At 68.2% G+C, this 23,027-nt stretch carries 29 protein-coding genes; 2 read left to right on the forward strand and 27 right to left on the reverse strand.

Going from position 1 to position 23,027, the window contains the following annotated elements:
* Nucleotides 1-7 precede the first annotated feature (7 nt).
* From ACWEOE_RS28870 to ACWEOE_RS28990, 25 genes are all read right to left on the reverse strand, one after another.
* A complete protein-coding gene (locus tag ACWEOE_RS28870) occupies nt 8-529 on the reverse strand; it encodes a hypothetical protein (RefSeq protein ID WP_452014575.1) in 522 nt (173 codons plus the stop codon).
* Nucleotides 530-539: 10 nt separating this feature from the next.
* Nucleotides 540-1,700, reverse strand: coding sequence for a hypothetical protein (locus ACWEOE_RS28875; protein WP_452014577.1), 1,161 nt, complete (start codon nt 1,698-1,700; stop codon nt 540-542).
* 4 nt (nt 1,701-1,704) lie between these two features.
* Entirely contained in the window at nt 1,705-2,901 is a 1,197-nt protein-coding gene (locus tag ACWEOE_RS28880) for a hypothetical protein (RefSeq protein ID WP_452014579.1), read from the reverse strand.
* A gap of 14 nt (nt 2,902-2,915) precedes the next feature.
* Nucleotides 2,916-3,842 carry a hypothetical protein gene (locus ACWEOE_RS28885; RefSeq protein ID WP_452014581.1) on the reverse strand — a complete coding sequence of 309 codons (927 nt, stop codon included), beginning with the start codon at nt 3,840-3,842 and terminating at the stop codon, nt 2,916-2,918.
* Nucleotides 3,843-3,873: 31 nt separating this feature from the next.
* A complete protein-coding gene (locus ACWEOE_RS28890; RefSeq protein ID WP_452014583.1) occupies nt 3,874-9,081 on the reverse strand; it encodes an aggregation-promoting factor C-terminal-like domain-containing protein in 5,208 nt (1,735 codons plus the stop codon).
* Complete coding sequence (locus ACWEOE_RS28895) at nt 8,969-9,496, reverse strand: hypothetical protein (RefSeq protein WP_452014585.1); 528 nt, start codon at nt 9,494-9,496, stop codon at nt 8,969-8,971. Before ACWEOE_RS28895 ends, ACWEOE_RS28890 begins: the two co-directional genes overlap by 113 nt.
* 76 nt (nt 9,497-9,572) lie before the next feature.
* Entirely contained in the window at nt 9,573-9,869 is a 297-nt protein-coding gene (locus ACWEOE_RS28900) for a hypothetical protein (RefSeq protein ID WP_452014587.1), read from the reverse strand.
* Nucleotides 9,870-9,963: 94 nt separating this feature from the next.
* Nucleotides 9,964-10,224 (reverse strand): hypothetical protein, encoded by a 261-nt coding sequence (locus ACWEOE_RS28905; protein WP_452014589.1) that lies wholly within the window; start codon nt 10,222-10,224, stop codon nt 9,964-9,966.
* Nucleotides 10,225-10,309: 85 nt separating this feature from the next.
* Entirely contained in the window at nt 10,310-10,978 is a 669-nt protein-coding gene (locus ACWEOE_RS28910) for a hypothetical protein (protein ID WP_452014591.1), read from the reverse strand.
* Nucleotides 10,979-11,091: 113 nt separating this feature from the next.
* Nucleotides 11,092-11,469, reverse strand: coding sequence for a phage tail termination protein (locus ACWEOE_RS28915; protein WP_452014593.1), 378 nt, complete (start codon nt 11,467-11,469; stop codon nt 11,092-11,094).
* Complete coding sequence (locus tag ACWEOE_RS28920) at nt 11,469-11,759, reverse strand: hypothetical protein (protein WP_452014595.1); 291 nt, start codon at nt 11,757-11,759, stop codon at nt 11,469-11,471. Before ACWEOE_RS28920 ends, ACWEOE_RS28915 begins: the two co-directional genes overlap by 1 nt.
* 5 nt (nt 11,760-11,764) lie before the next feature.
* Nucleotides 11,765-12,109 (reverse strand): hypothetical protein, encoded by a 345-nt coding sequence (locus tag ACWEOE_RS28925; protein WP_452014596.1) that lies wholly within the window; start codon nt 12,107-12,109, stop codon nt 11,765-11,767.
* Nucleotides 12,109-12,567 (reverse strand): Gp19/Gp15/Gp42 family protein, encoded by a 459-nt coding sequence (locus ACWEOE_RS28930; protein WP_452014598.1) that lies wholly within the window; start codon nt 12,565-12,567, stop codon nt 12,109-12,111. Before ACWEOE_RS28930 ends, ACWEOE_RS28925 begins: the two co-directional genes overlap by 1 nt.
* Nucleotides 12,568-12,581: 14 nt before the next feature.
* A complete protein-coding gene (locus ACWEOE_RS28935) occupies nt 12,582-12,800 on the reverse strand; it encodes a hypothetical protein (protein WP_452014600.1) in 219 nt (72 codons plus the stop codon).
* Between the two features lie 14 nt (nt 12,801-12,814).
* Complete coding sequence (locus ACWEOE_RS28940; RefSeq protein ID WP_452014602.1) at nt 12,815-13,216, reverse strand: hypothetical protein; 402 nt, start codon at nt 13,214-13,216, stop codon at nt 12,815-12,817.
* A 9-nt stretch (nt 13,217-13,225) separates the two neighbouring features.
* Complete coding sequence (locus tag ACWEOE_RS28945; RefSeq protein WP_452014604.1) at nt 13,226-14,179, reverse strand: phage major capsid protein; 954 nt, start codon at nt 14,177-14,179, stop codon at nt 13,226-13,228.
* A 55-nt stretch (nt 14,180-14,234) separates the two neighbouring features.
* The gene (locus tag ACWEOE_RS28950; RefSeq protein WP_452014606.1) at nt 14,235-14,846 is read right to left on the reverse strand and encodes a hypothetical protein; all 612 of its coding nucleotides are present in this window, start codon (nt 14,844-14,846) and stop codon (nt 14,235-14,237) included.
* Nucleotides 14,847-14,921: 75 nt separating this feature from the next.
* A complete protein-coding gene (locus ACWEOE_RS28955; RefSeq protein ID WP_452014608.1) occupies nt 14,922-15,719 on the reverse strand; it encodes a hypothetical protein in 798 nt (265 codons plus the stop codon).
* Nucleotides 15,716-17,170 (reverse strand): phage portal protein, encoded by a 1,455-nt coding sequence (locus tag ACWEOE_RS28960; RefSeq protein WP_452014610.1) that lies wholly within the window; start codon nt 17,168-17,170, stop codon nt 15,716-15,718. The genes ACWEOE_RS28955 and ACWEOE_RS28960 overlap by 4 nt, the downstream gene beginning before the upstream one ends.
* 11 nt (nt 17,171-17,181) lie before the next feature.
* Nucleotides 17,182-18,867 (reverse strand): terminase TerL endonuclease subunit, encoded by a 1,686-nt coding sequence (locus ACWEOE_RS28965; RefSeq protein ID WP_452014612.1) that lies wholly within the window; start codon nt 18,865-18,867, stop codon nt 17,182-17,184.
* Nucleotides 18,868-18,869: 2 nt separating this feature from the next.
* The gene (locus ACWEOE_RS28970) at nt 18,870-19,346 is read right to left on the reverse strand and encodes a phage terminase small subunit (protein WP_452014614.1); all 477 of its coding nucleotides are present in this window, start codon (nt 19,344-19,346) and stop codon (nt 18,870-18,872) included.
* Between the two features lie 161 nt (nt 19,347-19,507).
* Entirely contained in the window at nt 19,508-19,810 is a 303-nt protein-coding gene (locus ACWEOE_RS28975; protein ID WP_452014616.1) for an HNH endonuclease, read from the reverse strand.
* Entirely contained in the window at nt 19,810-20,001 is a 192-nt protein-coding gene (locus ACWEOE_RS28980; protein WP_452014618.1) for a hypothetical protein, read from the reverse strand. The genes ACWEOE_RS28975 and ACWEOE_RS28980 overlap by 1 nt, the downstream gene beginning before the upstream one ends.
* A complete protein-coding gene (locus tag ACWEOE_RS28985; RefSeq protein ID WP_452014620.1) occupies nt 20,001-20,255 on the reverse strand; it encodes a hypothetical protein in 255 nt (84 codons plus the stop codon). The genes ACWEOE_RS28980 and ACWEOE_RS28985 overlap by 1 nt, the downstream gene beginning before the upstream one ends.
* A 47-nt stretch (nt 20,256-20,302) precedes the next feature.
* Nucleotides 20,303-20,623, reverse strand: coding sequence for a hypothetical protein (locus ACWEOE_RS28990; protein WP_452014622.1), 321 nt, complete (start codon nt 20,621-20,623; stop codon nt 20,303-20,305).
* Between the two features lie 191 nt (nt 20,624-20,814).
* On the opposite strand from ACWEOE_RS28990, the gene ACWEOE_RS28995 reads away from it, so the two are divergent.
* Nucleotides 20,815-21,402 carry a GNAT family N-acetyltransferase gene (locus ACWEOE_RS28995; protein ID WP_452014624.1) on the forward strand — a complete coding sequence of 196 codons (588 nt, stop codon included), beginning with the start codon at nt 20,815-20,817 and terminating at the stop codon, nt 21,400-21,402.
* Nucleotides 21,403-21,433: 31 nt separating this feature from the next.
* Here ACWEOE_RS28995 and ACWEOE_RS29000 read toward each other — a convergent pair whose 3' ends face one another.
* Entirely contained in the window at nt 21,434-22,387 is a 954-nt protein-coding gene (locus ACWEOE_RS29000) for an ATP-dependent DNA ligase (protein ID WP_452014626.1), read from the reverse strand.
* A 113-nt stretch (nt 22,388-22,500) separates the two neighbouring features.
* Here ACWEOE_RS29000 and ACWEOE_RS29005 point away from each other — a divergent pair, with 113 nt between their 5' ends.
* On the forward strand, nt 22,501-22,803 hold the full coding sequence (locus ACWEOE_RS29005) for a helix-turn-helix domain-containing protein (protein ID WP_452014628.1): 303 nt from the start codon (nt 22,501-22,503) through the stop codon (nt 22,801-22,803).
* A 5-nt stretch (nt 22,804-22,808) separates the two neighbouring features.
* Here the strand turns inward: ACWEOE_RS29005 and ACWEOE_RS29010 are convergent.
* The coding region (locus ACWEOE_RS29010; protein WP_452014630.1) for a hypothetical protein at nt 22,809-23,027 on the reverse strand (219 nt) is incomplete at its 5' end.

The raw sequence follows: 23,027 nt of genomic DNA on the forward strand, positions 1-23,027 counted from the left end.
TCCCGTCTCACTGGATTCGGGTGAATTCGATGAACGTGGCGTGCGGCACGGACGTCAGGTCCCAGGTTCGGGCGACCGCAGAGTAGAAGTTCGCCGTCACCGCTCCGCTCGAGGCGGTTCCGTCGCTGATGACGGTGAGGCAGCACGAGCCGGAGTTGATCGGCACCGGGCCGACGACCCGGGCGCGCGACGCGGACCAGGCCACAGAGCCGGTTGCGATGCTGAGCTGGCCCATGTTCGCGAAAATCGTGGAATCGAGCACACGGCCGCCGAGGTTCACCAGCCAGGTTCCCGGCGCAAGCTGGAACGCGGTGTTGCCTGCGCCGCTGGGCACGACGTCGGCGTGTGCTGTGACGGCAGTGTCGAAGGCCAGCTGGTTGTTGCCGGCCGCGGTCGTTCCTGCGGTCTGCCGCTCATAGCGGGCGTAGCCGTCCTTACGGGCCCGCCGATGAACTCGCTCGATTTTGTTGTCGAGCATGCGCAGGGCCTGCTCGGTGGTGGCCGCAATGCGGATGTCGTTCAACGGCACGGCATCCCCCTCACGCGAGCGAGAGCTCTTGGATCTTCAGGGAGACGGTGCCTGCGTTCTGACCGTTGCTCATGCCCATGATCCGGCGGCGGTACTCGCCGTCGGCGATGACCGGGTGCTTGGTGTAGCGAAGCATCGGCATGTCGCCTTCGTCCCACTCGCCCAGGGCCGGGGAGATCTTCTTGCCGCTCGCGTTGAGGCCATCGATGCGGACCTCGGGACTCCACGTTTCCTTCGGAACCGAGTACTCCTTGAGGATCGCCGACGCGTAGCTGTTGAGCTTCGTCAGGTCCTTTTCGTCCGAGTGGCTGGTGTCCACGTAGTCGGCGTACGGAATCCCCTGGGCCTGCAACGCGGCGGTGTTTTCTGCGTACCCGATCAGCGCGGTGCTGCCGTCCCCGCTACCCTTCGCCCAGACTCGGTGGGGTCGGGGGATCGACAGGTTGTAGTCGACGTCGGTGTTCCCGATCGCAGCGCTGAGTTCCCAGACAGCGTTGAGGTTGAGGTTCCCGAGCGCTGGAGTTCCGAGCTTGAGTTCCCATCCAATCGACGGCGCCTGGCCGGTGAAGAACAGGTACGGCTTGAAAATGAACTCGGTCCCGTTGTCCGTCTCCGTCTCGTCGGACAGCCGCTTCCAGACCTCGGTGAGGTCCTTGCCGAGATAGGTGCGGGTCAGTGTGCCCGTCTCGCCGGCGCCGTCGTTCAGGCGGAATGGCAGTGCGGCGCCCGAGTCGCTGTCGCCCAGCGACTTCACCAGGATTTCGCGCATCACGGCGCGCTGGCTGGCGTTGCTGATCGTCCAGTCGTTGGCACTGTTCAGGATGGTGGCCGGTTGGCCGTTGGGCGTGCGGACCTCTCGGTTGTCGAAGATCGCCCCGACGCCGGCACCGCTGACGGAGAACGTGTTCTCAGACTGCTTGAAACCTGCCGACGAGGGGAATCCGGCCTGCAGTGGGTGCTCGTCGTGGAGCACCGCGAAGAAGTGCGCCCCGCCGAGCGTCCATCCGAGAATGTCGGTCTTGCTGTTTCCGCGCTGCCCGAGGTCGACGTTGAAGCCCCACTCGCCCTTCGTGCAGATTTCGGTGGACCACGAGGGTGCTTCCCGCGGGTAGATCTCGCCTTTGACGATCCCGGTAGTGGCCTCGCACGCCAAGACCCGGTAGGTCCCCATCAGATCAGAGCCACATCTTGATCGGATCGATGTTCGCGGGTTCGACGACTACCTGCAGCTGGTGCTGTCCCACGTTGTTGGTCTGCCAGCGGACGTTTCGTAGTGCGCTGGCCCCGGCGCCGCGCATGAAGACGTCGGCGGTGACCGTCTGGGCCGCGGTGAACGGACCCACTGTCATATCCGGACAGTTGGTGACCTGCGAGTAGAAGTCGTTGTCCGCCCCCAGGGAGTCAGCCCCGCCGAAGTTGATCAGGGTGGCGCCGATCTTGGTGCGGCACTCCCAGGTGAGGTCCCGCCCGGCATCGACGTTCACCCGCGCTCGGGGCGTGAGCACCACGGGGATTCCGAAAGCCGGGATGTCCACCGACACCATGTCCACAAAGGATCCGACCGAGGTGACTGACTTGAACCCGTCGGCGGCGGGCTGCGCGGTGTATATGAGCTTGCCGCCATCGCCCCGCCAGCCCGCGGTGATTCCGTCGCTGGCGATGTAGTAGGTCTGGGCCGGGAAAGGATGGCCGACCACGTATCGCGTGTCGCCGGCGTACGCCCCGGCTTCGACGAACGTGGCGCTGGTGATCTTGGCGTCGTTGCCGTACAGGATCCGGCGGCCACCGCGCGCGACCAGCCCGGGACCGCGTAAGTCCTGGATCGTGCCGATGACGCCGCCTGCCTCGATCGGGATCGCAGCGAGCGGGATCCACCCGTTGGCCGGGAGCGCGCCCGACGGGAGAACGGGCGTGCCGCTGGTGTTGTCGCCGGTGACGACCTGCACGCCGAAGTACCGCTCACCAGCGGTGCTGGCGATGGCGCTGTTGCGGTCGTCCCATACGCGCCCCACGACGAGATCGAGGCGTCGCTGTGTTCCGCTGGCCGCATCCAAGGGCAGCGTCTTCTGCGAGTCCAGACCGCACAGGTACGGCCCGTTGCTGGGTGTGTCGATGAGGCAGTTGCCGATCGCGACGACTGCGTTCATGCCGCTGGTGGTGACGCGTAGACCGCCGTGGCTGACGGTGCCGAGCGAGCCGGAGCCGCCGCCGACGGCGCCGCCAGCGAACACACCGGAGCGATAGCTCATGACCGAGCCTGGGGCCGGCGTCACGAGGCCGGCGAGCGCGTATCGCGCGTCCTTCTCGTCCATCTTGAGATGCACGGCGAACGGGTCGAACGCCGACTTTACGACGGCCTTGACGGTGGGCACGGGGTCGCCTCCTCCTACCAGTAGGCGGCACGAAACCAGCAGGTCAGCGTGCCGAGATCGGTCGATGGCCCAGAGTGTGCGAGGCCGATGGTCAGGGTTTCGCCCTTCGGCACCACGAAGGCGTCCCACTGCGCGGGGCTGGCGAGGTAACCCGCGGAGGTGGCTCCGTCGAGGAGGAAGCTGGGGTCGTCCGGGTTGATGTCGATAAACCGGCCGGGGTCCAGCACGGCGTTGTAGCGGATTGAGCCACCGGCCACCGCGAGTACGGGGGTGTCCAGACGGCCGTCGAGGCGCAGGATCGGCGCGCTCGGCGCGGTGCCACGGGTGTTGTCGAGCAGGATCGTGCCGGCGGACCCGGCCGGGCCGAAGTCGAGGCCGGCACCCCCGCCGGCTGCGAAGTCGAGGCCGCCACCGGTGACGAAGTCGAGACCTGTCGTCGAGTTCTGCGGCACCGTCGTGACGAGCTTCGTCCATTCGAGGTCGTAACGGCGCGGATCGGGTGCGTTGAACTGCATCGAGATTTCGAAGCCGGGATGCTGTGCGTCGATGATCTTCGGGAGGATCTCGCCCTCGCGGGTGATGTACTGCACCAGGCTGCCGCCGTCGCCGCGGTAGATGAGCGGGTAGGTCGTCGACACGTCGGCGCACAAGGCCATCGCCCGCAGCATCGCGCGGTCGCGCGCCGCCCAGTCGTCGCGGCGGGCGTAGCCGCGGATGACGAGCGTGCCGCCGCCCTTCTTCTGCTGTCCCGGAATCCAGGTCGACCCGATCCGTTGGAACTTGTCGGCGTACTCCGTCGTCGGTTCAGCCGACGCCATCGGTTCGCTGTCTTCGGTAAGGATCCACTGGATCCCCTCGGCGTCCCGAACCCCGCTGGTGTCCCGCGCGGTGTTGAGGATCAAGCCGTCGATCTCCCACACGGGCGGCAGATGAGCCGGCACGCCGCCCACCTCCTTCGTGGTCGAGGTGCGGTCAGACGCGCCGGAGGCTGTGGACGACGTACCGGCTCGCGGAGCGGCCCAGCGACGTCTCGTCCATCCCGGGCGATGGGTTGATGGTCTGCTGCACCACCACCGGCTCCCGCTGCTCTGATGGCTCGAAAGGTGTGGCGTAGCCGCCGCGCCCCAGCCGGTCCAGCGCCGATTCGAGTGCGCGGTTCTGGGCCACAGTGAGCACGCGCTCGCCGCCTTGCAGGACCGCCGGCACATCGTCGAGCGCCGAGCCGGGCACGCGGCCGCCGTCGTGGTACCAGTGCGGGCTCCGCGACAACCACGCCGCCCACGCCGCCGCCGGCGTACCGTACGCGTCCTTGATGTAGTTCAGGCCCCAAAGGGTCTGACCCTGGATCGTCGACTCGATTGGCCCGTGGACGCTCGTGAGCTTCTGGAACAGGCCGCGTGCCGACGACGTCGGATTCGCGGCGTTCGGGTCGAACCCCGATTCGCCGTTCACCAGGGACTGCAGCGCCGCCCATTGCGGCCCGTCGCCCCATCCGAACGTCGCCGCGACCGCGCGGACCGCGGCGATCACCTCCGGGGAGCCGCCGACCGCCGTGGTGAGCATCGCGGTCAGGCGATCCACGCCGACCTTCGTCAGCGCCGATGCGCCACTGCGAACCAGTCCCTGGCCGGCCAGGCCCGCCGCGTTCCCCGGCCACATCTGGTCGACGAAGTCGAGCTGCGACAAGGCATTTGCGAACGCGGCTGTCATCATCGCGACCGGGTCCGCGCCCGCCCCACCACCCGACACGAACCGACCGCCGACGACCGGAAGCGACGCCGTGCCGCTGAACTGGCTGCTGTCCGCCCCGGAGGCACGACCACCGACGAGCACCGGCACGCCGAAGTCGCGTGCCTCAGCGTTCAGGCCTCCGAGGGTCAGTGCGGTGTGGTGGCCGTTGAAGCCCGTCGCGAAGGCCGACGACAACCCACGTACGAAGCCTGCCCACGGCTGTGACGCCGCCACTCCCAGCCGCCGATACGGGTTCGCCTCACCGCGGAGGACGTTCGTCGCCGCGGACACGAGCCCCGAGCAGTCGTAGCCGTAGGGGCCGACACCGCCCCACACGTACGGCTTGCCGGCTTGAGCCCGCAGGAACTGCTGACCCCGGACGACCGTGGCGTTCAGCGCCGAGCCCGTGTCGGCCACGACCGCACCGCCCTGCGCGAACCGACGCGGGCTGAGCCCGGCTGCTTCGAGGGCCTCCGGCTGCCCGGAGTTCAGCGCCTCGAGGAACGGCTGCACGCGCTTGGCGATCGCGGCACGCACCACGAACTCGTTGTTCGACAGCAGCGCGCGGATGCTGTCCGAGGTGTCGGTGCCGGCGCCGCGCACGGGGCCGCCGGTGGCGAATGCGACCGGGACCGGGTTGACGTGCCGACCGAGCGCGAAGTCCGCATCCAGCTGGTTCCACGCGGCGATCAGGCCCTGGTTGAACGGGAATGTCAGCACCCAACGGATCGGGTCGGCTGCCGCAGTGCTCACACGACCGAACTGGGTGACTGCCCAGTCTGCGGTGTTCGTCATCGCCACTCGGAGCTGAGCCAAGCTGGCCATCAGGGTGTTGATGGCGGCCAGTTGGCCGTTGGTCGAAGCCCACGCCGTGGTCTGCATCGTGGCCCAGGCGATCGCGGTCTGCTGCTGGAGCAGCGTGTGCCGCGCCGAGATGGTGTCGTCGGCCGCCGTGGTCGCCGCGACGAGCTGTGACCAGTACGTCACCGTGTCCTGGACCAGCTCCGCGAGCTCGGCGTTGAGCGCGCTCACGAGAGCCGTCACAGTTTCCGCGACGTCGCCCAGGTTCGCGAGAGCGTCGACGTCGATCGTCAGGGACGTGTTGCTGCCAACCACGCGTGACGCCGTGCCCCCGCCGACGATCCCGCCATCGGCGAACTTCCCCGCGTTGATCCACTCCAGCAGGCCGCGGTTGCGCGCGGTCGCTGCCGCGTTCACCACGAACTCGCCGTTAGAGCCCCACAGCGGGACCGCGTCGTCTCGCGGACCACCCGGGCCGACGATCGGGCCACCGTCGGCCCGCCCGAACGGGTTGGCCCAGCCAGGCAGGAACAGGTTCGGGTTGTTGATCGCCGGCGAGCCCTCGCCGAACAGCCCGGCCAGGAACTTGCCCAGCGGGTTGTCTCGCACGAACTTGCCCAGCTTGCCCAGTGTCTTGTTCAGGCCGTCGATCAGGAACGCGCTGATCTTGTCCCAGTCGAGCTGGAACATGCCTTCGAGCAACGACTTGATCGGCGCCGGCAGCAGGTTCGTGATGATCGTGGAGATGACCCCGCCTACACCGTGAGTGAACCAGCCCCAAATCTTCGACCAGTCGACATCGAAAATCTTGTCGAAAAGGCCTAAGATACCGCCGCCGAACAGGGCTGTTTTGATGGCGTCGACGATGCTCGCGACGCCACTGCCGTACCGGTCGCTCAGGGCACCGAAGTCCAGGTTGAAGAAGTCCGAAACGACCTCGATCAACTTCTCGATCGTGTCGACGATGTCGATGAACAGCCCGATCGCGTACACGATCATGGACGCCATCCAGCCGATCGCGCCCCCCATGGCGTAGAAGAACTTCTGGCCCTCTTCCGAGTTGGCGAAGTCGATGAACTTTTGCAGCGTGTCCTCGACCATCGGGATGAACGGAGAGTCCTTCAGCCCGCCCGCCAACGACCTGATGATGTTCAGGAGCGCGCCGCCGAGCTTGACCGCCCAGCCCACGACGTCCTTGATCACTCCGACCGCGCCCGACATCCAGTCCTTGAGCTGACCAGAGGCCTTCATGTCGTGAATCCAGTCAGCGAACGACTGAGCCGCGTCCTCGACCGCCGGCACGACGTCTTCCTTCAGGACCTCGGTGCCCACGTCAGAGAGGTCGAGGAACGCGCTGATCAGGGGCTTCATGACGTCACCGATGCCCGCGACGATGTCCTTCGTGTTCTCGAGGACCCGGTTCACCGCGCCGGCGCTACCCGGGTCGTCGAGCAGGTCGACGATCTCCCCGGCCGCGGTGTTCGCGGCGTCGGCGATATCTACGAGCTTGGTGCGCAGGATCGGCAGGTAGATGTTCGACAGCTTCTGCAGCTTCCCGTCGAGACCGTTGAACAGCGCGTCCTGCACCGAGTTCTTGACCTCGTCGAACGCCGGCTTCAGCGCCCACACCTCGTTGACGAAGGCCCGGGCCTTCGGCGAAAGCCCATCAAGCGCCTGCTGCACGGCCTGCTGGCTGGCCGACAGCTGGTTCATCGAGTCGGCGGCGTTCTCGTTCGCCTGGGCGACTGCGCGCTGCGCGTCCTCGATCGCGCGCTGGGACTGCAACGTCGACTGGGCAGCAGCGTCCTCGGCGTCGTTCACCGCGCGCTGTGCGTCGGCGACACGCTCCTGGTTCTGCAGCTGCTGGTACGCCTGGTTGTCCCGCGCGTCCGCCAGCTGCTGCTCGGCGCGCGCAACCGCGTCCGTAGCGCTGGCGACCTGATCGTTGGCCTTCACGCCCTCGGTCGCGTACGCCTTCTGCTGCTCTGCCAGGTCTGCGTTGCTGGCGGTGGTCTCGTCGACGCGGAGCTTCGCGCGCTGGTACGCGATCTGCAGCCGCTGCAGGTCGTCACCGGTCACGCCCTGCTTCTGGGCGTCGTTCAGCTCGGTCTGTGCGTCCTTGAGGTCGAGCACGGCCTCCTGCGCGTCGAGCGCGCCACCGCGGACTTGCAGGTTTAAATCCCGCTGGGCCTTCTCGGCGTCACGCAAGGCCTGCGCCAAGTCGTCGAGCGCGTCGTCCCGCGCGCGCTCGGCGTCGAGCACCTGCCGCTGCGCCTGAACCTCGGCGCGAGCCGCGTCCCGGACAGCGCGCTGTTCCTGCTCGCGCGCCTCAGCGACCCGTTCGCTGGACTGTTCCGCTGCGGTGGCGGCGTCCGCGCGCGCTCGGGCCAGGCCAGTCTCCGCCGTCTGGACTGATTCGGCGGCCGCGCGCTGCCGCTTCGCGCTGTCTTCGGCGTCCTTCCCAGCGGTGGTCTGCGCCTTGTTCATGGCGTCGATCGCGTCAGTCACGCCCATGGTGCCGAGCGCGAGCACACCCAGCGCGGCGCCACCGGCAGCGATGCCTCCGGGGATCAGGAACACGGCGCCCGCTGCGGTCACGGCGGCGTCGGCGAGGCCGATCAAGCTGGCTGCCGCGAGCGTGCCGGTCACGGCGATCACACCGACCGCGACTCCGGCAGCCACCAGAGACACGATCGGGCCGCCAGCAGCCTCGGCTGCGCCGGCGAGGTTGCCCAAGGCCGCGACACCCTGGCTGCCGCCCTTCGCGACAGAGCCGCCCATGTCCGACGCCGCCGAAGCCAGCGAGACGACGTCCTCGAGCACGCCGCCCACAGCCTTGCCTATCGACGTGAGCGTCTTGATCGCACCGCCGGCGTCCTGCGTGAACTGGTTGATGTTCCGGGCGTTGAAGAGATCGGTGTCACGGTCTGACTTGTTGCCGCGCGCGCCGAGCAGTTTCGCTTCGGCGTTGCGCACGTCGTTGATCGCTGCGGCGGCAACGCGGCGCGCCTGCGACACACGGAGCTCGTCCTGCGCCACCTTCGACGCCGATGCCGACGTCTTCTCCCTGACCTCGGTCAGGGCCGTCTCGGCGACACTCACCCGAGCCGAGGCGTTCTCAGCGGCTGTCTTGGCTGCACCAAGCCGCCGCTCCGCCGCCTCAACCTGCGAGGTAGTCGACGAGGAGTTCGCCCGGACCTGCGCGAGCCGCTGCTCGGACGTCTCGACCAGCACCGCCGCAGCTGAAGACCTCTGCTTCGCCTCCGCGACGCGCTGCTCAGCAGCGGCGACCTGGCTCGCGCGGTTCGGCGCGCCGGCCCGCGTTTCGGCCAGCTGCTTCTCGGCGATGTCGACCTTTTTGGCCGCGTCCTCTGACTGTGCCCGCGCGTTCGTCAGGCCCTCTTCGGCCGCCTTGATGTCGGCCGCGGCCTTCGCGACCGCGGCTTCGGCGTTGCGGACCTTGACGTCCACGTTGATCGTCGGCGACTGGCGGGACAGTTGGTTAATGTTGCGCAGGGCGCGCGTGGTGTCGGCATCAACCTGGACTGTCGGGTTTACGCCCTTCAGCTCCGCCGCGAGTTTCTGGTGAAACCCCTTCAGGGACGGGAGGACGTCGAGCGTTGCGGTGCCCGCCGTGTACGTCGCCATCGAGGATCACCGCCTGTCCCTCGTGTTCGCGCAGCGTGCGTTCCCACTGCTCCTGGCTGACGAACTTGATCGCGGCCTCCAGCGCAAGGAAGGCCTTGCGGGTGTTCCGCGCGACGAACGCCTCGTGCGCGGTGACGGCGCGCGGCAGCCGCTCGATCTGGGGCTTGCCAGGTCGTTTGGTGAGGTAGAAGTTGTTGACCTGCAGCAGTTCGACGATCGTCTTCAGCAGGGAAACGACGGTGGTTTCCTCGACCAGATCCGGCGGCGCGGCCGGCTCGTCCATCTCGTCGACATGCTGCTCGTAAAGCTCGACGTCGGCGAGCATCGAGGCCGCGAGGTGCGTGGTCTTGTGCCGTTGGAAGCCCTCGGCGAGGTTCAGGAGCGTCTCCCAGTGCTCCTCGCCGCGCTCGAACATACTCAATCGGTACGTGGTGAGCGTCGCGACGTCGTACTCGATCTCCGAGCCGTACCGGTCGAGTAGCCAAGCGAGCTTAGCTTTCCTCGATCTCGTGGTCGCGAAAGTGGTCGGTCACGTCGTCCAGGATCGCCCGCAGCTCCCGGTTCTTCATCTTGCCCAGCGTGGGCCACGCCCGCTTGTAGTCGTCGACCGACAGCAGCTGCTGGTACGTGAACTTCACGCTGTTCCGCGTCGCGAGCTCGTCGGCGTCGTCGGCGGTGAGGTCCCGCGGGTCGGCGAACGTGATCGGGCCGTTCTCCTCGTCGCCGATGTCGAGCAGGTACGGCTCGACGGTGCTCGCGGCCTTGAGGAACTCGCCGATCTTGCGCATGGTGCTCTCCTTAGTGTGTTCCGGGTGGGCCCAACGACAACGTGGGCTGGTGGGTGTTCCTCTCGACCGCGCCGCGGGAGGAACACCCAACGGCTCACGCCTCCGTCTGGCTCGTTTCCGTGCCGGTCGGCTCGCGGCCGGGCTTGGCGGTCTTCGCGCCAGCGCGCGGCTTCGGCGCCTCGACGCTCGAGGTGTCGGTGGTGACGGCCTCGCTGGGGGCGTCGGGACTCGGTGGCTGCTCGACCTCGGTCCAACCAGCGGCGCGCAGCCGTGCCGCCTCGCTGGGGCTGCCGACGACGAGAGGATTGCCCGTTTCGGGGCTCTTGAGTTCCTGCCTGAAGTTGTTGTCCGACATGGACGCTTCCCTTCGATGGGTCCCGGGTGGACAAGCCAGCCGGTGGGGCCGCCACCCGGAACGAAGACGGCCCACCGGCTGACGATCAGGCGCCGCCGGACTCGACGGTGTAGCCCATGTCCTCGGCGTACTTCAAGGCGCCGGGTCCGAAGATGAAGTTCGTGCCCAACGTGCCGGTCACGTCGTCGGGCACCGCGCCCATGGTGACCTGGCGGCTCGTCGGGTTGTCTCCGTTGGCCTGGACCAGGTCACCGGTCTCGCCGACGGACGTCTTGTGGTAGACGGTGGCGAGGTAGATGAGGTTGTCGCCGCTGAGGTCGGACACCAGCTCGCATACGCGCCAGTACATGATGTCCGGCCGGTCCGGGATCTCGTACTTCAGCTCGCCTTCCGTCGAAACCTCGGCGGCGTCCAGGTCGATGCCCTCGTAGAGCTCGCGCGCGACCTTTCGGTCCTCGATCATCGTGAACTGCAGCGACTTCTCGTCGCCGGTGATGTCCTGGCGCAGGAAGCTCGTCGAGCCCCAGCCGCGGATCTGCGACAGCGTCCGGTTCTGCGTCTTCGTGCTGCCGTCCTCGGACATCCAGCCCACCGAGTTGTAGGTGGTGGGCATCTCGATCTGCCCGCTCGCGGCGACGAGCGTGGTGATCAGCGGCGCCGTGGCGTACTTGCCGACGAGCACCGCGCCCTTGTTGCCCTTGCGGATGAGATGCGCCTTGCGCTCGGCGATGCTCTCGAACGTTGCGGGGGCCATGGTTCCTCCTGTACTTCCTGAGTTGGTCCCCGAGCCGGGGAGCTTCCTGCAGCGGGAGAGGTTCCGGCTCATCCCTCGATCTGGCGACGTTCACGCCGGCCGCCCTGACGCGGCTACTGAATGCGCGACACCACGAGCCACGTCGACGGAACCCACCGGGTGTCCTCGTCGCCGTAGGGCATCTGGGCGGGCGCGCCGGCTTCTTCGATGCTGTCGATGAAGCCGTACGTGGTCTCGACACCGACTGCGCCGACCAAGCGCTGCCGGATGTGGCCGTTCAGGGTCATCGACTCGGGCCTCGTCACCGCCCACGTCGAGACCTCGATGAGCGCGACGTCCTGCCAGCCCTGGGCGTTCGCGGCGCTGCCTGGGACCCGCTGCACACAGATGAACGGGTTCGGGATGTCTGTCGGCACCGCAGTTCCCGAGTCAGTGCCCAGGTCAGACAGCACATCGAGAATGGCCTTCTCGACGTCAATGAAGCCGGCCATCAGACCCGCTCGATCGCGCGCGTGAGAAACCTGGTGGGCTTCGTTCGCTTGTTCCCGAACTGCAGCGGCACCGCCGCGCCGCCGAAGGCCACCGTCACACGGACCCGGTCCTTTCGCCGGCCGCCCGTGCCGTGCAGCAGCCGTCCGGACGCCGCGGTCTCCCCGGTGTCTTTCCGCACGATCGCGCGGGCCTGCGCGAGTACGCGCCCCGCCGCGAGCGTCGTGACCCGACGGGCGTCCGGCCCCCGCAGGAACCGGCCCATCCCAACGTAGTTCGCCCTATACTGCATCGGCATCACCCCGTCACACGTCGAATGTGGACCTCACCGCCCGGGGTCCAACCGGTCAACGGACTGGACCACGGCGACGGCTTCCCATCGACGTTCCACACCGAGCCGTCGGGGAACCGGACCTTGTGCTGAGCGCTGATCACCGGGTTCCCGGGCGGCACGTACAGCACCGCCATCGTGTCGACCTGCGCCTTCCGGTCGTTGTCCTCCCGCGACGCCCGCTGCGACGCTGACGCGCTCGGTGCGAACGCGACACCGTCGATCACCGCGAACACCCGTTCGTTCGATAGGTCACCGTCGGAGTCCCGGTCGTACGCGAGGACCTCGATCCGGATCCCGTACGGCGCCATCAGCAGTCCTCACCCGAGTGACGACGGTTCCCGACCCACCAGTCCCGCGGGCCCGGCCGTCGCGTCGGGTGCCGCAGCGCGTCGTCTTGCAGCTGCAGGCTCACAGCGCCCTGCGGCAGCCCGAGCAGCTGCCGATCATCCGGATCGATGAACAACCGTCCCGACGCCACCTGGGCATTTCGCGTGTAGCTGTACGGGCCCGTGGTCTCCTGCTGCATCCCGCTCGGGTTCCGCAGCCACCGCATCACCATGTTGCAGAGCACGATCTTCACGTCCTGCGCGGTGGTTCGGTTGGCCGCGATCGCCGCGGCGATGTCGGCGAGCCCGATCCTGCGGAACCGGGCGGCGACGAGTGCCTCGGCGTCGTCGAGCTTCGTCGCCACCGTGCCCTCCAGGGCATCAGTGATCGTCTGCTCGTAGCGGTTCCGGACGTCAAGCAGGCTGGCCCACTCCGACACCGAAGGCCTCCCGCCTACTCGCTCTGCTTTGCCGTGGCGCGCTTCGGCGCACGGGCCGACTTCGGCTCGTCGTCGACGTTGGCCGTGCCACCGGTCACGCTCGCGACGGTGTGCGCGTCCGCGGGCTCGTCGTGCGGGAGTCGCCCGACGTAGCCGTGCTCCGGTCCGTCAAGCGGGTGCACGAACTTGTCGTCGGTCTCGGCCGGGGTGGTCTCGCTCTTCTCGTCGGCCATGGCCGCTTCTCCTTTCAGGCGCGGGAGATCGTGACGCGCACGATCCCGCCTGGGTCAGTGATGCCGGTCCCGACGTGGAGCGACCGCCACTGCAGCGTGTCGCCCTCCGCGACGTTGAGGTTCGCCGGCGTAGCCGAGAGGGTGATCGGCTTCTCGTCGTTGGCGGTGGCGTTCACGCCGGCACCGAACGACAGCGACGCGACGGTCGCCGTGCCGGAGCCGTCCTGGCCCTTGTTCACCAGCGACACCGTCCGGTTGTTCGTGGCCGCACCCGCGACCGCGGACTCGGGCACGTACTCGACCTTCGTCACCTTGCCGGCGAACGGCACCTGGGCGAGGACGCTGTCCTCGTCGTTCGCGGCCGTGGAGACGGCTGGCACGTCCTGTTCGATGGTGCGAACGAGCGGAGCAGTCATCACGGCACCTCAGAACTTCAGCGCGGCGACCGGGTAGCGGGTCGCTTCGTCGGGGTTGTCGTTGTTGATCGTGTTCGCGACCTGCCAGCCGACCCGGAACTTCAGCCGGTAGGCGATCATGTCCTGCTGGGGCAGGTTGTAGACGATCGCGCCGGTGTTGTCCTGGATCACGGCCTCGGTCAGGAGCTTCATCTCGATGTCCTGGCGGACACCGACGACGAACTGGTCCCACTGGCCCGCGAAGAGCCGCACGTTCGTGCCCGCGCCCCCGTTCGCTGCCCACATGCCGCGCATCGGGTAGGAGATCGGGACGCCGTCGAGCTCCTTGAGGTCGGCGGAGAGCCGGCCCGGGTCGTTCTTGCGGCCCTGGGTGTCGCGGGCTGCGCGGAACTTGCGGCGAGCGCTGCGGGCGGCAACGTAGCCGTCGACGTCGTAGCCGTCCTCTTCGACGTCGCCGATCAGGTTGTCGATGTCGCCGAAGTAGCCCCCGGCCGCGGCATTCGCGGTGCCCTCGGTGACGACATTCCCGGCCGCGGTGGCGGCGTCAAGGACGTTCGTCGGGAACGAGGACGGCGCGTTGATCCCGAAGAACACCGCGGAGTCGAGGGTCATGCCGATGGCCTCGCGAATCAGGGGCTCCGCCGAGTCCCACACGTCGCCGTCGATGTCGTCGGCGACGTTCTCCGGCACCGGGAGGATCGTCGCGATCTCCTCGATGTGCAGGAACTTGTTGTCCCACGCCATCTTCGTGGTCTGCTTGAGGCCGGTGTCCCCGGCAACCCAGTAGGCCACGGGAAGGGCGCTGATGATCGGGAACCGGACGGCGTCGCGCGCGACCGGGATCCGGCGGAACATCGCCAGCGTCGCCGAGTCCTGGGTCAGCTTGCCCAGCATCGCCTTCGAGACTTCTTCGGGCATCAGCGCCTGGGCGTCGGCGCGCGTGGTGGCGTTGTTGTACGGCACGGTCTACCTCCATTGATCTGTGCTCAGCGGTCCGGCCGTGCCGCTGGCGGTCGATTTACCTGCGGTTACGCGCCATATGGCGCATGAAGTCGGCCATCGTCTGCGGCTGCTCGCCGCTCCCGTTCTGGCCCTGGTCCGGGTCGAAAGTGGCCCGGCCGGCGACGCGCGCGAGCCCGTTCGCGAACTTCGCGATCGCCTCTTCGTCCGGCTCGCCGTCCTTGAGCAGCTTCTTCTTCGGGTCGATGCCGTCGAGGACTTCCTCGACGTCCTTCTTCGGGATCCCGCGCTCCGCGAGCAGCGTCTGGACCGCCGACATCGCGAGCCGCCCGTTCCGCTCAACGTCCCTGACGTCGCGGTCGGACAAGCTCTTGCGGAGCTCGTTGAGCTGCTCCTGCAGCGGTTTCGTCGCGCTGTCCTTCGCCGCGGCGAGGTCGGCGTCGAACTTCTCCTTCGCGCGACCGAGCCGGTCGGCGATGATCCGGTCGACGTCGGCCTGGGTGAAGGCCTTGTCGGAGCCCTGCGTCCCCGAGCCGCTGCCTGTGCCCGCCGAAGCGCTACCCGCGCCACCGGTTCCCTGGTTCTTCCCGTCGCCGCCCTGGTTCTGGGCGCCGCCGTCGTTGTTCTGCTGGCCCTGGCCGCCGTTGCCGGCGCCGTTGTCGTCAGACATGGTTGTGCTCCGTAAGCCCGTCGGCATGACCGTCCTTGAGCGCGGACGTGGCGCTGACCCGCAGTTCGCGGGGGTCTAGAGATCACCCTCAGAGGTGAAGTGGTCGAGCGGCCGCGCGAGCATCGGCCCGAGTTCGCCGTGCTCGTGGGTCATCTCGACGATGATCTTTCGGTAGTCCGGCGCGCGGCCGCCCCGGTCCGCCGCGCCGGTCAGCTGGTGCACCGCGTTGTGGACTTTCTCCAGCAGCTCCGGCTCGATCACCTGGCCCGGGTCCTTGCCGTAGATCGGTTCGACCCGGCAGTCGCAGGCCGGATGGATCGGGTTCAGCGTCTCGACGTGGTACCGCTGCGTCGACGCGACGATGCACATCGCGCAGTTTTCTTCGCCCACCAGGACACGCCGCCACGATCGCGGCTGTGCAGCCGGCGGCAGCTCGCGCATCGCCGCGCGCGAGGCCTCGGCGTACGTCTGCTGCATGTCCAGCTCGGCGATCTCCCGCAGCCGTGTCTCGCCGAGGTCGACCGCCGTCGTCAGCGGCCGCCCTTTCGACAGCGCGGTGTAGATCTCCACGAACGGCCGCCCGTACACCTGCAGCGTGTCGACGCCGCGGCGCAGGTCCTTCGACGCGTCATCCGGAATCCCGGGCGGGGCGATCACGCGTCCGAGCGCGGCCGATGCCTGGGACGCCACGTAGGACGCCGTCATGACCGCCAGCTGCCGCTGCGCGCCCTCGACAAGCGGGAGCGCGTGGTGCAGGAACACGTCGCGGTCCGTCGCGCGCCACGAACCCAGCTGGCGAAACAGCGTGACGAGCATCTGCACCAGGTGGCCGCTGAGCGCCCGCCGCAGCGCGGAGAACTGCTCCGGCGTCACGCCGCCGCCGGTCCTCGCCCAGCGGCCTGGGTCGCCGGCTCAGCGGCCGCGTCGGCGGGAGGCCGCTGAGCGTTCAGCAGCGCCTGCTGGATCGCCTGCTGCATCTGCTGCTGCGCGAGCTCGGAACGAAGCTGCGACACTCGCTGCGGCGACCAGCCGACCTCCTCCATCACCATCGGCAGCGGCACGCCGGAGCCGGACATCTTCGAGATGAAGTCGGCGACCTGGGCCATGTTGAAGTTCTCCGGGCGTTCCCAGACGGCTTCGCTTTGGGAAAGGTCCCGGTCGAGCCCGGCGATGTCGGCCATGCCCTGAAGCAGGTCCTCGACGTTCTCCGTCCACTGCGCCTCGAGCTGCTTGATCGCCTGCACGTGGCCGGCGTCGAGCGCTGCGACCGCGTCCGCCCCGATATTGATCATGTCGCCGGGCAGGTAGTAGACGGGCGTCAGCGTCTGCATCGCGAACGCGCGCATGTCCGATTCCGCCGCGCGCAGGATGTTCGCCGTGTCCGTCTGCGCGAAGTCGAAGAACCGCGGCTCCGGGCCGCCGTCCTCGCTGGGCGGTACCGTCCACAGGTACTGGGCGCCGGGGTTGAACGGGGACACCGGCAGGCCCGTGTCGGGGTCAGTGTCCGCGGTGTAGTTCGTCAGGCCGCGCTGGCGGAACGCCGCGTACCGCTCGGCGGTGAGCCGGTTCAGGACCGTCAGGTTCAGCCTGTCCTGTGTGTCCAGGCCGACGTCGAACGAAGCGGCCGGCTCCTCGTCCTCGTCGCCGTCCCCGTTCAGGAACTCCCACACCGGCACGTACGGCAGCGACCGCGCCGGCTCGGGGTCCCGCAGCTCCCAGGAGCTCGGTTTGAACGACAGCGCGGACGTGACGCCCGAGCGGGTCAGGTTCTTCGACTGCCAGCGGTACCGAAGACCAGGAAGGTAGAGCGTCGCGTACCAGCGGCGGGCGATCGAGTCGTGCCAGAGCCGCAGCGCCGCGAGCCGCACCGAGCGGTCGCCCGGATCCGTCTCCACGATCACGGTCTCGGGACCCTCGATCGTCACCCGCGGCACGGACGCTTTTCGGGGATCGACGCCGAGGATCGCGTACGAGGTCGAGCGCGAGTACGTCTTGCGCCACAGGCCGAATTGCCGCGCGTCCAGCCTCGCGTGCTGCCACAGCTGCCACACCGGGTCGATCTCGCGGCTGTTGAACAGCGGGTCCCGGAACCCGATCACCTGCGTGCGGTGCACCCGGCTTTCGGCGCACAGCAGGCACAGGTTCAGCCGCGCCTTCTTCTGGAAGCGCCGGTACGCCTCGGCGTGCTGCGACGGGCCTGACGGCAGGTCCTGGTCGCCTCGGTAGTACCGGCGCCAGTAGTCGACCTGCGGCCGCCGGTCCTTCAGCTTCTTCCCGAGGCGGGCCAACCACTCGAACGGGGTCAGATCGGAGGCTTCCGCCACGGACGCCTCCCTCAGAATCCCTGCGCGCGACGACGCGTCCGTTCCTTCGCCAACCCCATTGCGACCGCGTCACCCCGGCACTCGTAGGCGAGCGTCGCCGCCATCGCCGCGTCGATCTTCCGCGAGCTCTTCGGGTACTCCTTGCGGATCTCCACGCCGGCGCGGCCGGAGTCCTTCCGCTTCGCGTTCAACACGTGCGTTGTGAGCACGCTCGACCCGTCGTGCGACATCGAGCCGTCCATGATCGCGTCGTGCAGCCGCTTCAGCGCCGCCACGATCGCCGTAGGCCGGTTCGTCCACCACTCCAGCGGCCGCGCCTTCGTCGCCTTCACCCGCATCCGCGCGCCGAAATCCGTCGTCCAGGTGTCGATGTAGTCCTGCCAGTGCGCCGGGTCGCAGTACATCCCGACGACCTTGTAGCGCGCCATCGCCGCCCGAACCACGCCGTCGACCTCGACCCGGTCGACCTGCCAGTCCTTCCCGGCCGGCCCCTCCGGTTTCTCCCAGCAGTCGATCAGGAACAAGTGCCCGTCCGAGACGCGGCAGCCGACCAACGCCGTCGAGTCCTCCCGGACCGAGCCGTCGAACCCGAGCGTGATCCGCTCGCCGTCGGCCACGACCTTCGCCGCATCCGCCCGAGCCGCCCAGATCTGCGCCTTCACCCAGGAGTCCGCGGTCGACGTACGCGCGTTCAGGAAGTACCGGCGCGAGTCGTCCGCTTCTTTGCGGGTGTCGTAGAACTCGTCAACGATCGCGTCGACGTCGTTCCACTCGATCGCCTCGCCGAAGGCCTCGAGGATCGCCGCGCGGAGCTGCTCCTCGCGCGACAGGTCCTCGCACTCGCCCCACCGGTGGTCGTACAGCAGCCGGTGCCGTAGCCGCTTGTACTTCGGCGTGCCGTCGGGGTTCTTCTTCGCCAGCTGCTCGGCGAGCTCGTACGTCTTCTCGGCGACCGAGTCCTCGCCCGGCGCGAACATCGTCGTGGTCTCGAGGAACCAGGTCTCGGCGATCTTCTTGCGCTTGCGCAGGTTCCGCGTCACCGTCGCGTACATGCGCCGCAGGTCGGGCGTCGTGTACAGGTGCGTCTCGTCGAAGCAGACGAACGTTTCCTTGCCGCCGTCTTTCGACGCAGCCGACGCCGTTGACGGGGTGATCTCGCCGCCGCCCGGAAGTAGCACTCGCGAGGCGTGGGCGTCAACCCCAGGGGCGTGCGCGAGCGGTGCGTCCTCGTCGGTGAGGTTGAAGAAGATCGTGTCGTAGACGTTCCCGGTCTGGCCCTCTTCCGTGGCCATGATCCGGATGTACGGCGTCTGCACCGGCCGGCCCATCGGCTCGCCGGGCGCGTAAACGTAGCGGAATCCGAGCCCCCACGGGTCCTCATACACCTCGCCACCGACAGCGAACCCGTCGAACCGGCACGGCCCCAGCGCCTCGAACAGTCCGAACCGCGCGCCCAAGCCCGACTTGTCGCAACCCTTTGGCCGCGACAGGAACGCCGAGTCGTAGATCCGGCGCCCAGCCGCGTCCAGCGCGTACGAGTCGACGATGAAGCCCGTGTACTCGTCGCCGTGCCGAACCAGCTGGCCCTGGACGTCGCCAGGGCCGTGGACGACGAAGAACTCCATCCACGCGACGGCCAGCCAGCCCAGAGACCGGTTCCGGTCGTGCTCTGGGGCCCGCGCCAACGTGCGCGGCATGATCAGCTCGTCAAACGCTCACGCCGCGACGAGATCGACGTCACCGAGGCAGCCTCGCTCGGCGCGGCCGCCGCCGGCTTCGTCGACGACGACTTCGAAGGCTCCTCGATCGTCAGCTTCAGCCGCAGCCGGTCCTCAAGCGTCGCCCCGAACTTCGCCACCCGCAGCCGCAACTCCGCCGCGAGGTCCGTGCGCCCGTCAGCCCACAGCTTGTGGTGCAGCACCGCCGTCTCCAGCAGAAACTGCCAGTCCGTCTCCAGCATCCGCTGCGCCTGCGGCGACCGCCGCCACGTGTCCCACCACTTCGCGGTCATCTCATGCCAAGGCACGGCGTCCGGCAGCACGCCCTTCGGCAGCTGCGGGCCACGGACCCGCTTGTCCGTCGTCAACCGCGTCTGCTCCCCAGCGCGCCGAGCCGCGTCACGCGGACGCGACCGCGTCTCCTTCGGCGCAAAACCCTTACCGGCCACGATTCGCACCCCCCTGCACGCGATTCAGCGACGTTGGAAGAACAAGATCCACAACTTCCCCAGAGTCGCGCGCACCGCGAGGCCCAGCATTTCCCAGTAGGGGTGGGGCCCCGGGTGGGGGAGACCCCGCCCGGAGTGATCGACTCGGGTTTGTCAACCGCCGGAGAGGGTCAATCTTCGGCGAGTCCTGGATGCTGTTCGGCGGGCCTGCCGCGGCGGTGTTGCCAGCGTGCGTCGTTGCCTTCGGCGCTGCTCTTGGCGCGGTGGCAGTAGGGCGGTACGTGGGTGTGGATGGGCGCGAGGTTACGCAGGTCGTGGTCGTCGCCTTGTTCGATGTGGTCGACCTGGTCTGCGCCTGCTTGGCCGCACACGTGGCAGATGCCGTGGTCGCGGACCATGACGGTGGCCACCCTGGTGCCCCAGTCGGGTGGCAGGCGGGCTGCTCTGGTGGAGCCCGCCCAGTTGCCTGGCATCAGGCCCTTGTGCGGCGCACAGCGCTGGCCATGTACGTGATCGATACGACGAGGGCGAGGCCGGCGAGCAGGGAGAAGGGCTGCCATCCAGTCCAGTCCTTCAGCGTGATCAGGGTGTGATCGGCGATCAGCCAGGCCACGCCGTAGGCGAGGTGACGGTCGAGGGTCAGCGTTTCCCTGGTGTCGTCCATCAGGCTTCGCGGTCGCCAGCGCGGCGGAGGATCTCGGCGGCGAGGAGGCGGGCGTCGTCCTGGCTGAGGAGGATCACGGCGTGCGGGGATCCTTCGGTGTAGCGCGTGTGGATGCCGACGAGGTCGTCGTGCTCGATCACTCCGACGAAGGCGCCGCGCATCTTGGCGTCGGGGAACATCGTCTCGGTGTGGCCGCCGCTGGTGGGTACGGGCGTGCGGTAGGCCGGCGGTTCGTGGGCGGTAGGCGCGGTCATGGTGGTTCCTCCCGGTGATCGTGGATCGGCCAGGTGTGCGCGTGGGCCTACTCGGCGGGGTGGACGGTGAGGTGCATGTCCGTGGGGTTGTGCTCGTCGTAGTCGACGACGAGCTTTTTGTCGCCGTGGGCGTAGACGGCTTGTGCCTGGGTGGGCTTGGGTGCCAGTTCGGCGACGGCGAGGGAGGCGCCGGCGGTGCTGGTGACGCGGGCGGCCCAGGTGTCGGGGGTGGCGACGTGCTCGGTCCAGTCCACGTGCGCGGCGGCGGCGATCTGGAGGAGGATCTGCTCGGCTTCGTCGCGGGTGTCGACGTCCTGGGCGGTGAGCTGGTCGTCGGCGCGTCTGGTGGTGAGCGTGTACTTCGCCATGGCGGCTCCCGGCGTGCGTTGGAAGCCCCGTTCCCCCAGGGGCGGTTGGGCATAGCTCTGCCCCGCGTTAGCGTTGCATAGGTCTTGATCTGCGGCAATCACCGGTCGGTCACGATGTCCGGCGTGTCGGCTCAGAGTGACGACTAGAACACCTGTTCGACAATCCGTCGTTACCGCGCGATACTTCGGTCATGTCCGACGAGTCATCTGCGGGCCGCCTCGGCATGCCTCTGCGCGCCGACGTGCGGCACGAGTACTGCCTGAACGGACACAGGCTCGACATCGCCGGGCGGAACTCCTCGTTCAACCCCGACCTGTGGTTGGCCACCGGCTCGTGCAACCTGTGCCAAGAGCTGCGCCTGCCGCGGTCGAGCTGGGGATCGGTTGGACTGAGGTTCGCGCACGAGGAACCGCTGGGGCGGCACTACCTGAGCCTCGTCGCGCACCCACCCCAGATCCGGTCTGGGGTGGGGCAGATCGTGATGGAGCTGCACGGCAAACCCCTCGGCGACCTCGACGTGCGCATGTGTGCGGTCGACCAGCGCGGAGTGATCGAACAGGTCCGGGTTGACGAGGACTGTCGGCGACACGGCGTGGGTACGGTGCTGGTGACCGCGGCACTATCGCGCGGGCAGGGCTACGCGTGGTCGACCACCGCACTGGAAAACACGACGGCTGCGCGCGCGTTCTGGGCGTCGTACCGCCCCAGCGTGCCGCTGCAGCTCGGCGAGCCGGCCTACTGCTCCCACATGCGAGAAGCTGACGGAGAGTACGTCTAAGCCCCTCTTCGTTCAGCCTCAAAGGGGACCGTCAGAAGTCGGCTCTAACGCGAACGACGGACAGGCGATGCCGGAATCGGCCAAGTTCGAACGCGCGGTCGGCGCGCGCCTCGACGACCACGCCAGGCTCGACAGGCCAGAACGTGAAGTCCTCACCTCCGTGAAGGCCGGCTATCAGACCGGACACCCGTTGGGGACCGCCCTTGGCGAGCCGTAGTCTCCCGGCGAGGGACACGAGCGCTGGTCGCGACAGCGTCGTCGACAGCCCCACCGCGCGCACCCGCCCACGCCGGTCCGCCTGGCCAAGTACGAGCGCCGTCGGCCGTGACGGGCTGCCCGTCACGCCGAGCACCAAGGCGTCGACCACGTCGAAGTAGCGCACCTTCAACCATCCGGCGCGACCACCGCGCAGGGGGTACCGGCTGCCGAGCGGTTTCGCGACCGCCCCCTCGACGCCCACCGCGGCCTGGTCCGCGCCGATCCACGCGCGCCCCACCTCGACGTCGAGCGTGGACGGCATCAACTGCACACCGGTGACGCCTGCACCGATCATCTCGACGAGGCGTTCCCGCCGCCGGGACAGTGGCCACTGCCGCAGGTCACGACCTCGAGCGCCAAGCAGGTCGAACGCCATGAACACGAGGACGACGCCCTCCGCGCGGCGCCGGGCCGGGCCGTAGCTGAGAGCCGCGAAGTCCAGCCGGCCAGCTCGGTAGGCGCATAGCTCGCCATCAAGCACCACCCGGCCGAGCGCGGCCGCCGACTCCAGCACGGCCGGGAAGCGCTCGGCGAGGTCGCTGCCGGCGCGAGACTGGAGCACTCCGCTGGGCACGTGCACCGCCGCCCGCCAGCCGTCGAGCTTGGGGGAATACTCGTACGGGCCGGTGGGCAGCGCCGTGGCCGGCTCGGCAACGGCGAGCCGTATCGGGAGGTCCGGCACGGGCACGTGTCCATCGTGGACCTCGCTGACCTGCGGCGCAGCCATATAGACGCATGATTACTCGGTTCGCTGAAGTCGTACACGTTCGGCTGCGTCGTTCACGAGCGGAATCAATATCGCTGTTGTGCCAGTATTGGCAGTATCGGTAAGCTCCCAATATGGATCTTAAGGCGCTAGGAGACCGCATCCGTCGGGCCCGCAAGGACAGAGGATTCACCCAACAGAAACTCGCCACGGCGGTTGGCGCGTCGCAGGTGGCAGTGTCCGAATGGGAGCGAGGGGTGACGTTCCCCTCCAAGTTCAAGGAACTAGGCCATGTGCTCGGTCTCGACGTGGACGAGATCTATGCGGTGGCACGAAGCGAAGACCCGGTGGTCCAGGCGATCACGCGGCAGTCGAAGTTGCCAAAGGAACAGCGCGAGGCGCTGATCACCATCTATGCAGCGATGCTTCCAGAGTGACTCATTCATCCACGGCTGTGCTCCCTGGATTCGAGGTAGGCGAGGACTTCGCGCGGGCTGTAGCCGCCGGGGCCGCGGGTGATGTGGCCGCGGTGGACCCAGGAGCGGAGGGTGGCGCCGGTGATCCGGTACCGGTCGTCGCCGGTGCGGGCCGCTTCCTGGTTGAGGAGCAAGAGCAGGGGGGCCGCCGGGTAGCCGCCCACCAGCCGTATTATATGAGCGGG

Source organism: Amycolatopsis sp. NPDC004368 (assembly GCF_053602515.1).

Excerpts from the sequence above, each read along its gene's own strand:
- ACWEOE_RS28875 (WP_452014577.1), bottom strand. The coding sequence starts at position 1,700 with ATGGGGACCTACCGGGTCTTGGCGTGCGAGGCCACTACCGGGATCGTC.
- ACWEOE_RS28890 (WP_452014583.1), bottom strand. The coding sequence starts at position 9,081 with ATGGCGACGTACACGGCGGGCACCGCAACGCTCGACGTCCTCCCGTCC.
- ACWEOE_RS28895 (WP_452014585.1), bottom strand. The coding sequence starts at position 9,496 with ATGTTCGAGCGCGGCGAGGAGCACTGGGAGACGCTCCTGAACCTCGCC.
- ACWEOE_RS28900 (WP_452014587.1), bottom strand. The coding sequence starts at position 9,869 with ATGCGCAAGATCGGCGAGTTCCTCAAGGCCGCGAGCACCGTCGAGCCG.
- ACWEOE_RS28905 (WP_452014589.1), bottom strand. The coding sequence starts at position 10,224 with ATGTCGGACAACAACTTCAGGCAGGAACTCAAGAGCCCCGAAACGGGC.
- ACWEOE_RS28910 (WP_452014591.1), bottom strand. The coding sequence starts at position 10,978 with ATGGCCCCCGCAACGTTCGAGAGCATCGCCGAGCGCAAGGCGCATCTC.
- ACWEOE_RS28915 (WP_452014593.1), bottom strand. The coding sequence starts at position 11,469 with ATGGCCGGCTTCATTGACGTCGAGAAGGCCATTCTCGATGTGCTGTCT.
- ACWEOE_RS28920 (WP_452014595.1), bottom strand. The coding sequence starts at position 11,759 with ATGCAGTATAGGGCGAACTACGTTGGGATGGGCCGGTTCCTGCGGGGG.
- ACWEOE_RS28925 (WP_452014596.1), bottom strand. The coding sequence starts at position 12,109 with ATGGCGCCGTACGGGATCCGGATCGAGGTCCTCGCGTACGACCGGGAC.
- ACWEOE_RS28935 (WP_452014600.1), bottom strand. The coding sequence starts at position 12,800 with ATGGCCGACGAGAAGAGCGAGACCACCCCGGCCGAGACCGACGACAAG.
- ACWEOE_RS28940 (WP_452014602.1), bottom strand. The coding sequence starts at position 13,216 with ATGACTGCTCCGCTCGTTCGCACCATCGAACAGGACGTGCCAGCCGTC.
- ACWEOE_RS28950 (WP_452014606.1), bottom strand. The coding sequence starts at position 14,846 with ATGTCTGACGACAACGGCGCCGGCAACGGCGGCCAGGGCCAGCAGAAC.
- ACWEOE_RS28965 (WP_452014612.1), bottom strand. The coding sequence starts at position 18,867 with ATGCCGCGCACGTTGGCGCGGGCCCCAGAGCACGACCGGAACCGGTCT.
- ACWEOE_RS28975 (WP_452014616.1), bottom strand. The coding sequence starts at position 19,810 with ATGCCAGGCAACTGGGCGGGCTCCACCAGAGCAGCCCGCCTGCCACCC.
- ACWEOE_RS28980 (WP_452014618.1), bottom strand. The coding sequence starts at position 20,001 with ATGGACGACACCAGGGAAACGCTGACCCTCGACCGTCACCTCGCCTAC.
- ACWEOE_RS28985 (WP_452014620.1), bottom strand. The coding sequence starts at position 20,255 with ATGACCGCGCCTACCGCCCACGAACCGCCGGCCTACCGCACGCCCGTA.
- ACWEOE_RS28990 (WP_452014622.1), bottom strand. The coding sequence starts at position 20,623 with ATGGCGAAGTACACGCTCACCACCAGACGCGCCGACGACCAGCTCACC.
- ACWEOE_RS28995 (WP_452014624.1), top strand. The coding sequence starts at position 20,815 with ATGTCCGACGAGTCATCTGCGGGCCGCCTCGGCATGCCTCTGCGCGCC.
- ACWEOE_RS29000 (WP_452014626.1), bottom strand. The coding sequence starts at position 22,387 with ATGGCTGCGCCGCAGGTCAGCGAGGTCCACGATGGACACGTGCCCGTG.
- ACWEOE_RS29005 (WP_452014628.1), top strand. The coding sequence starts at position 22,501 with ATGGATCTTAAGGCGCTAGGAGACCGCATCCGTCGGGCCCGCAAGGAC.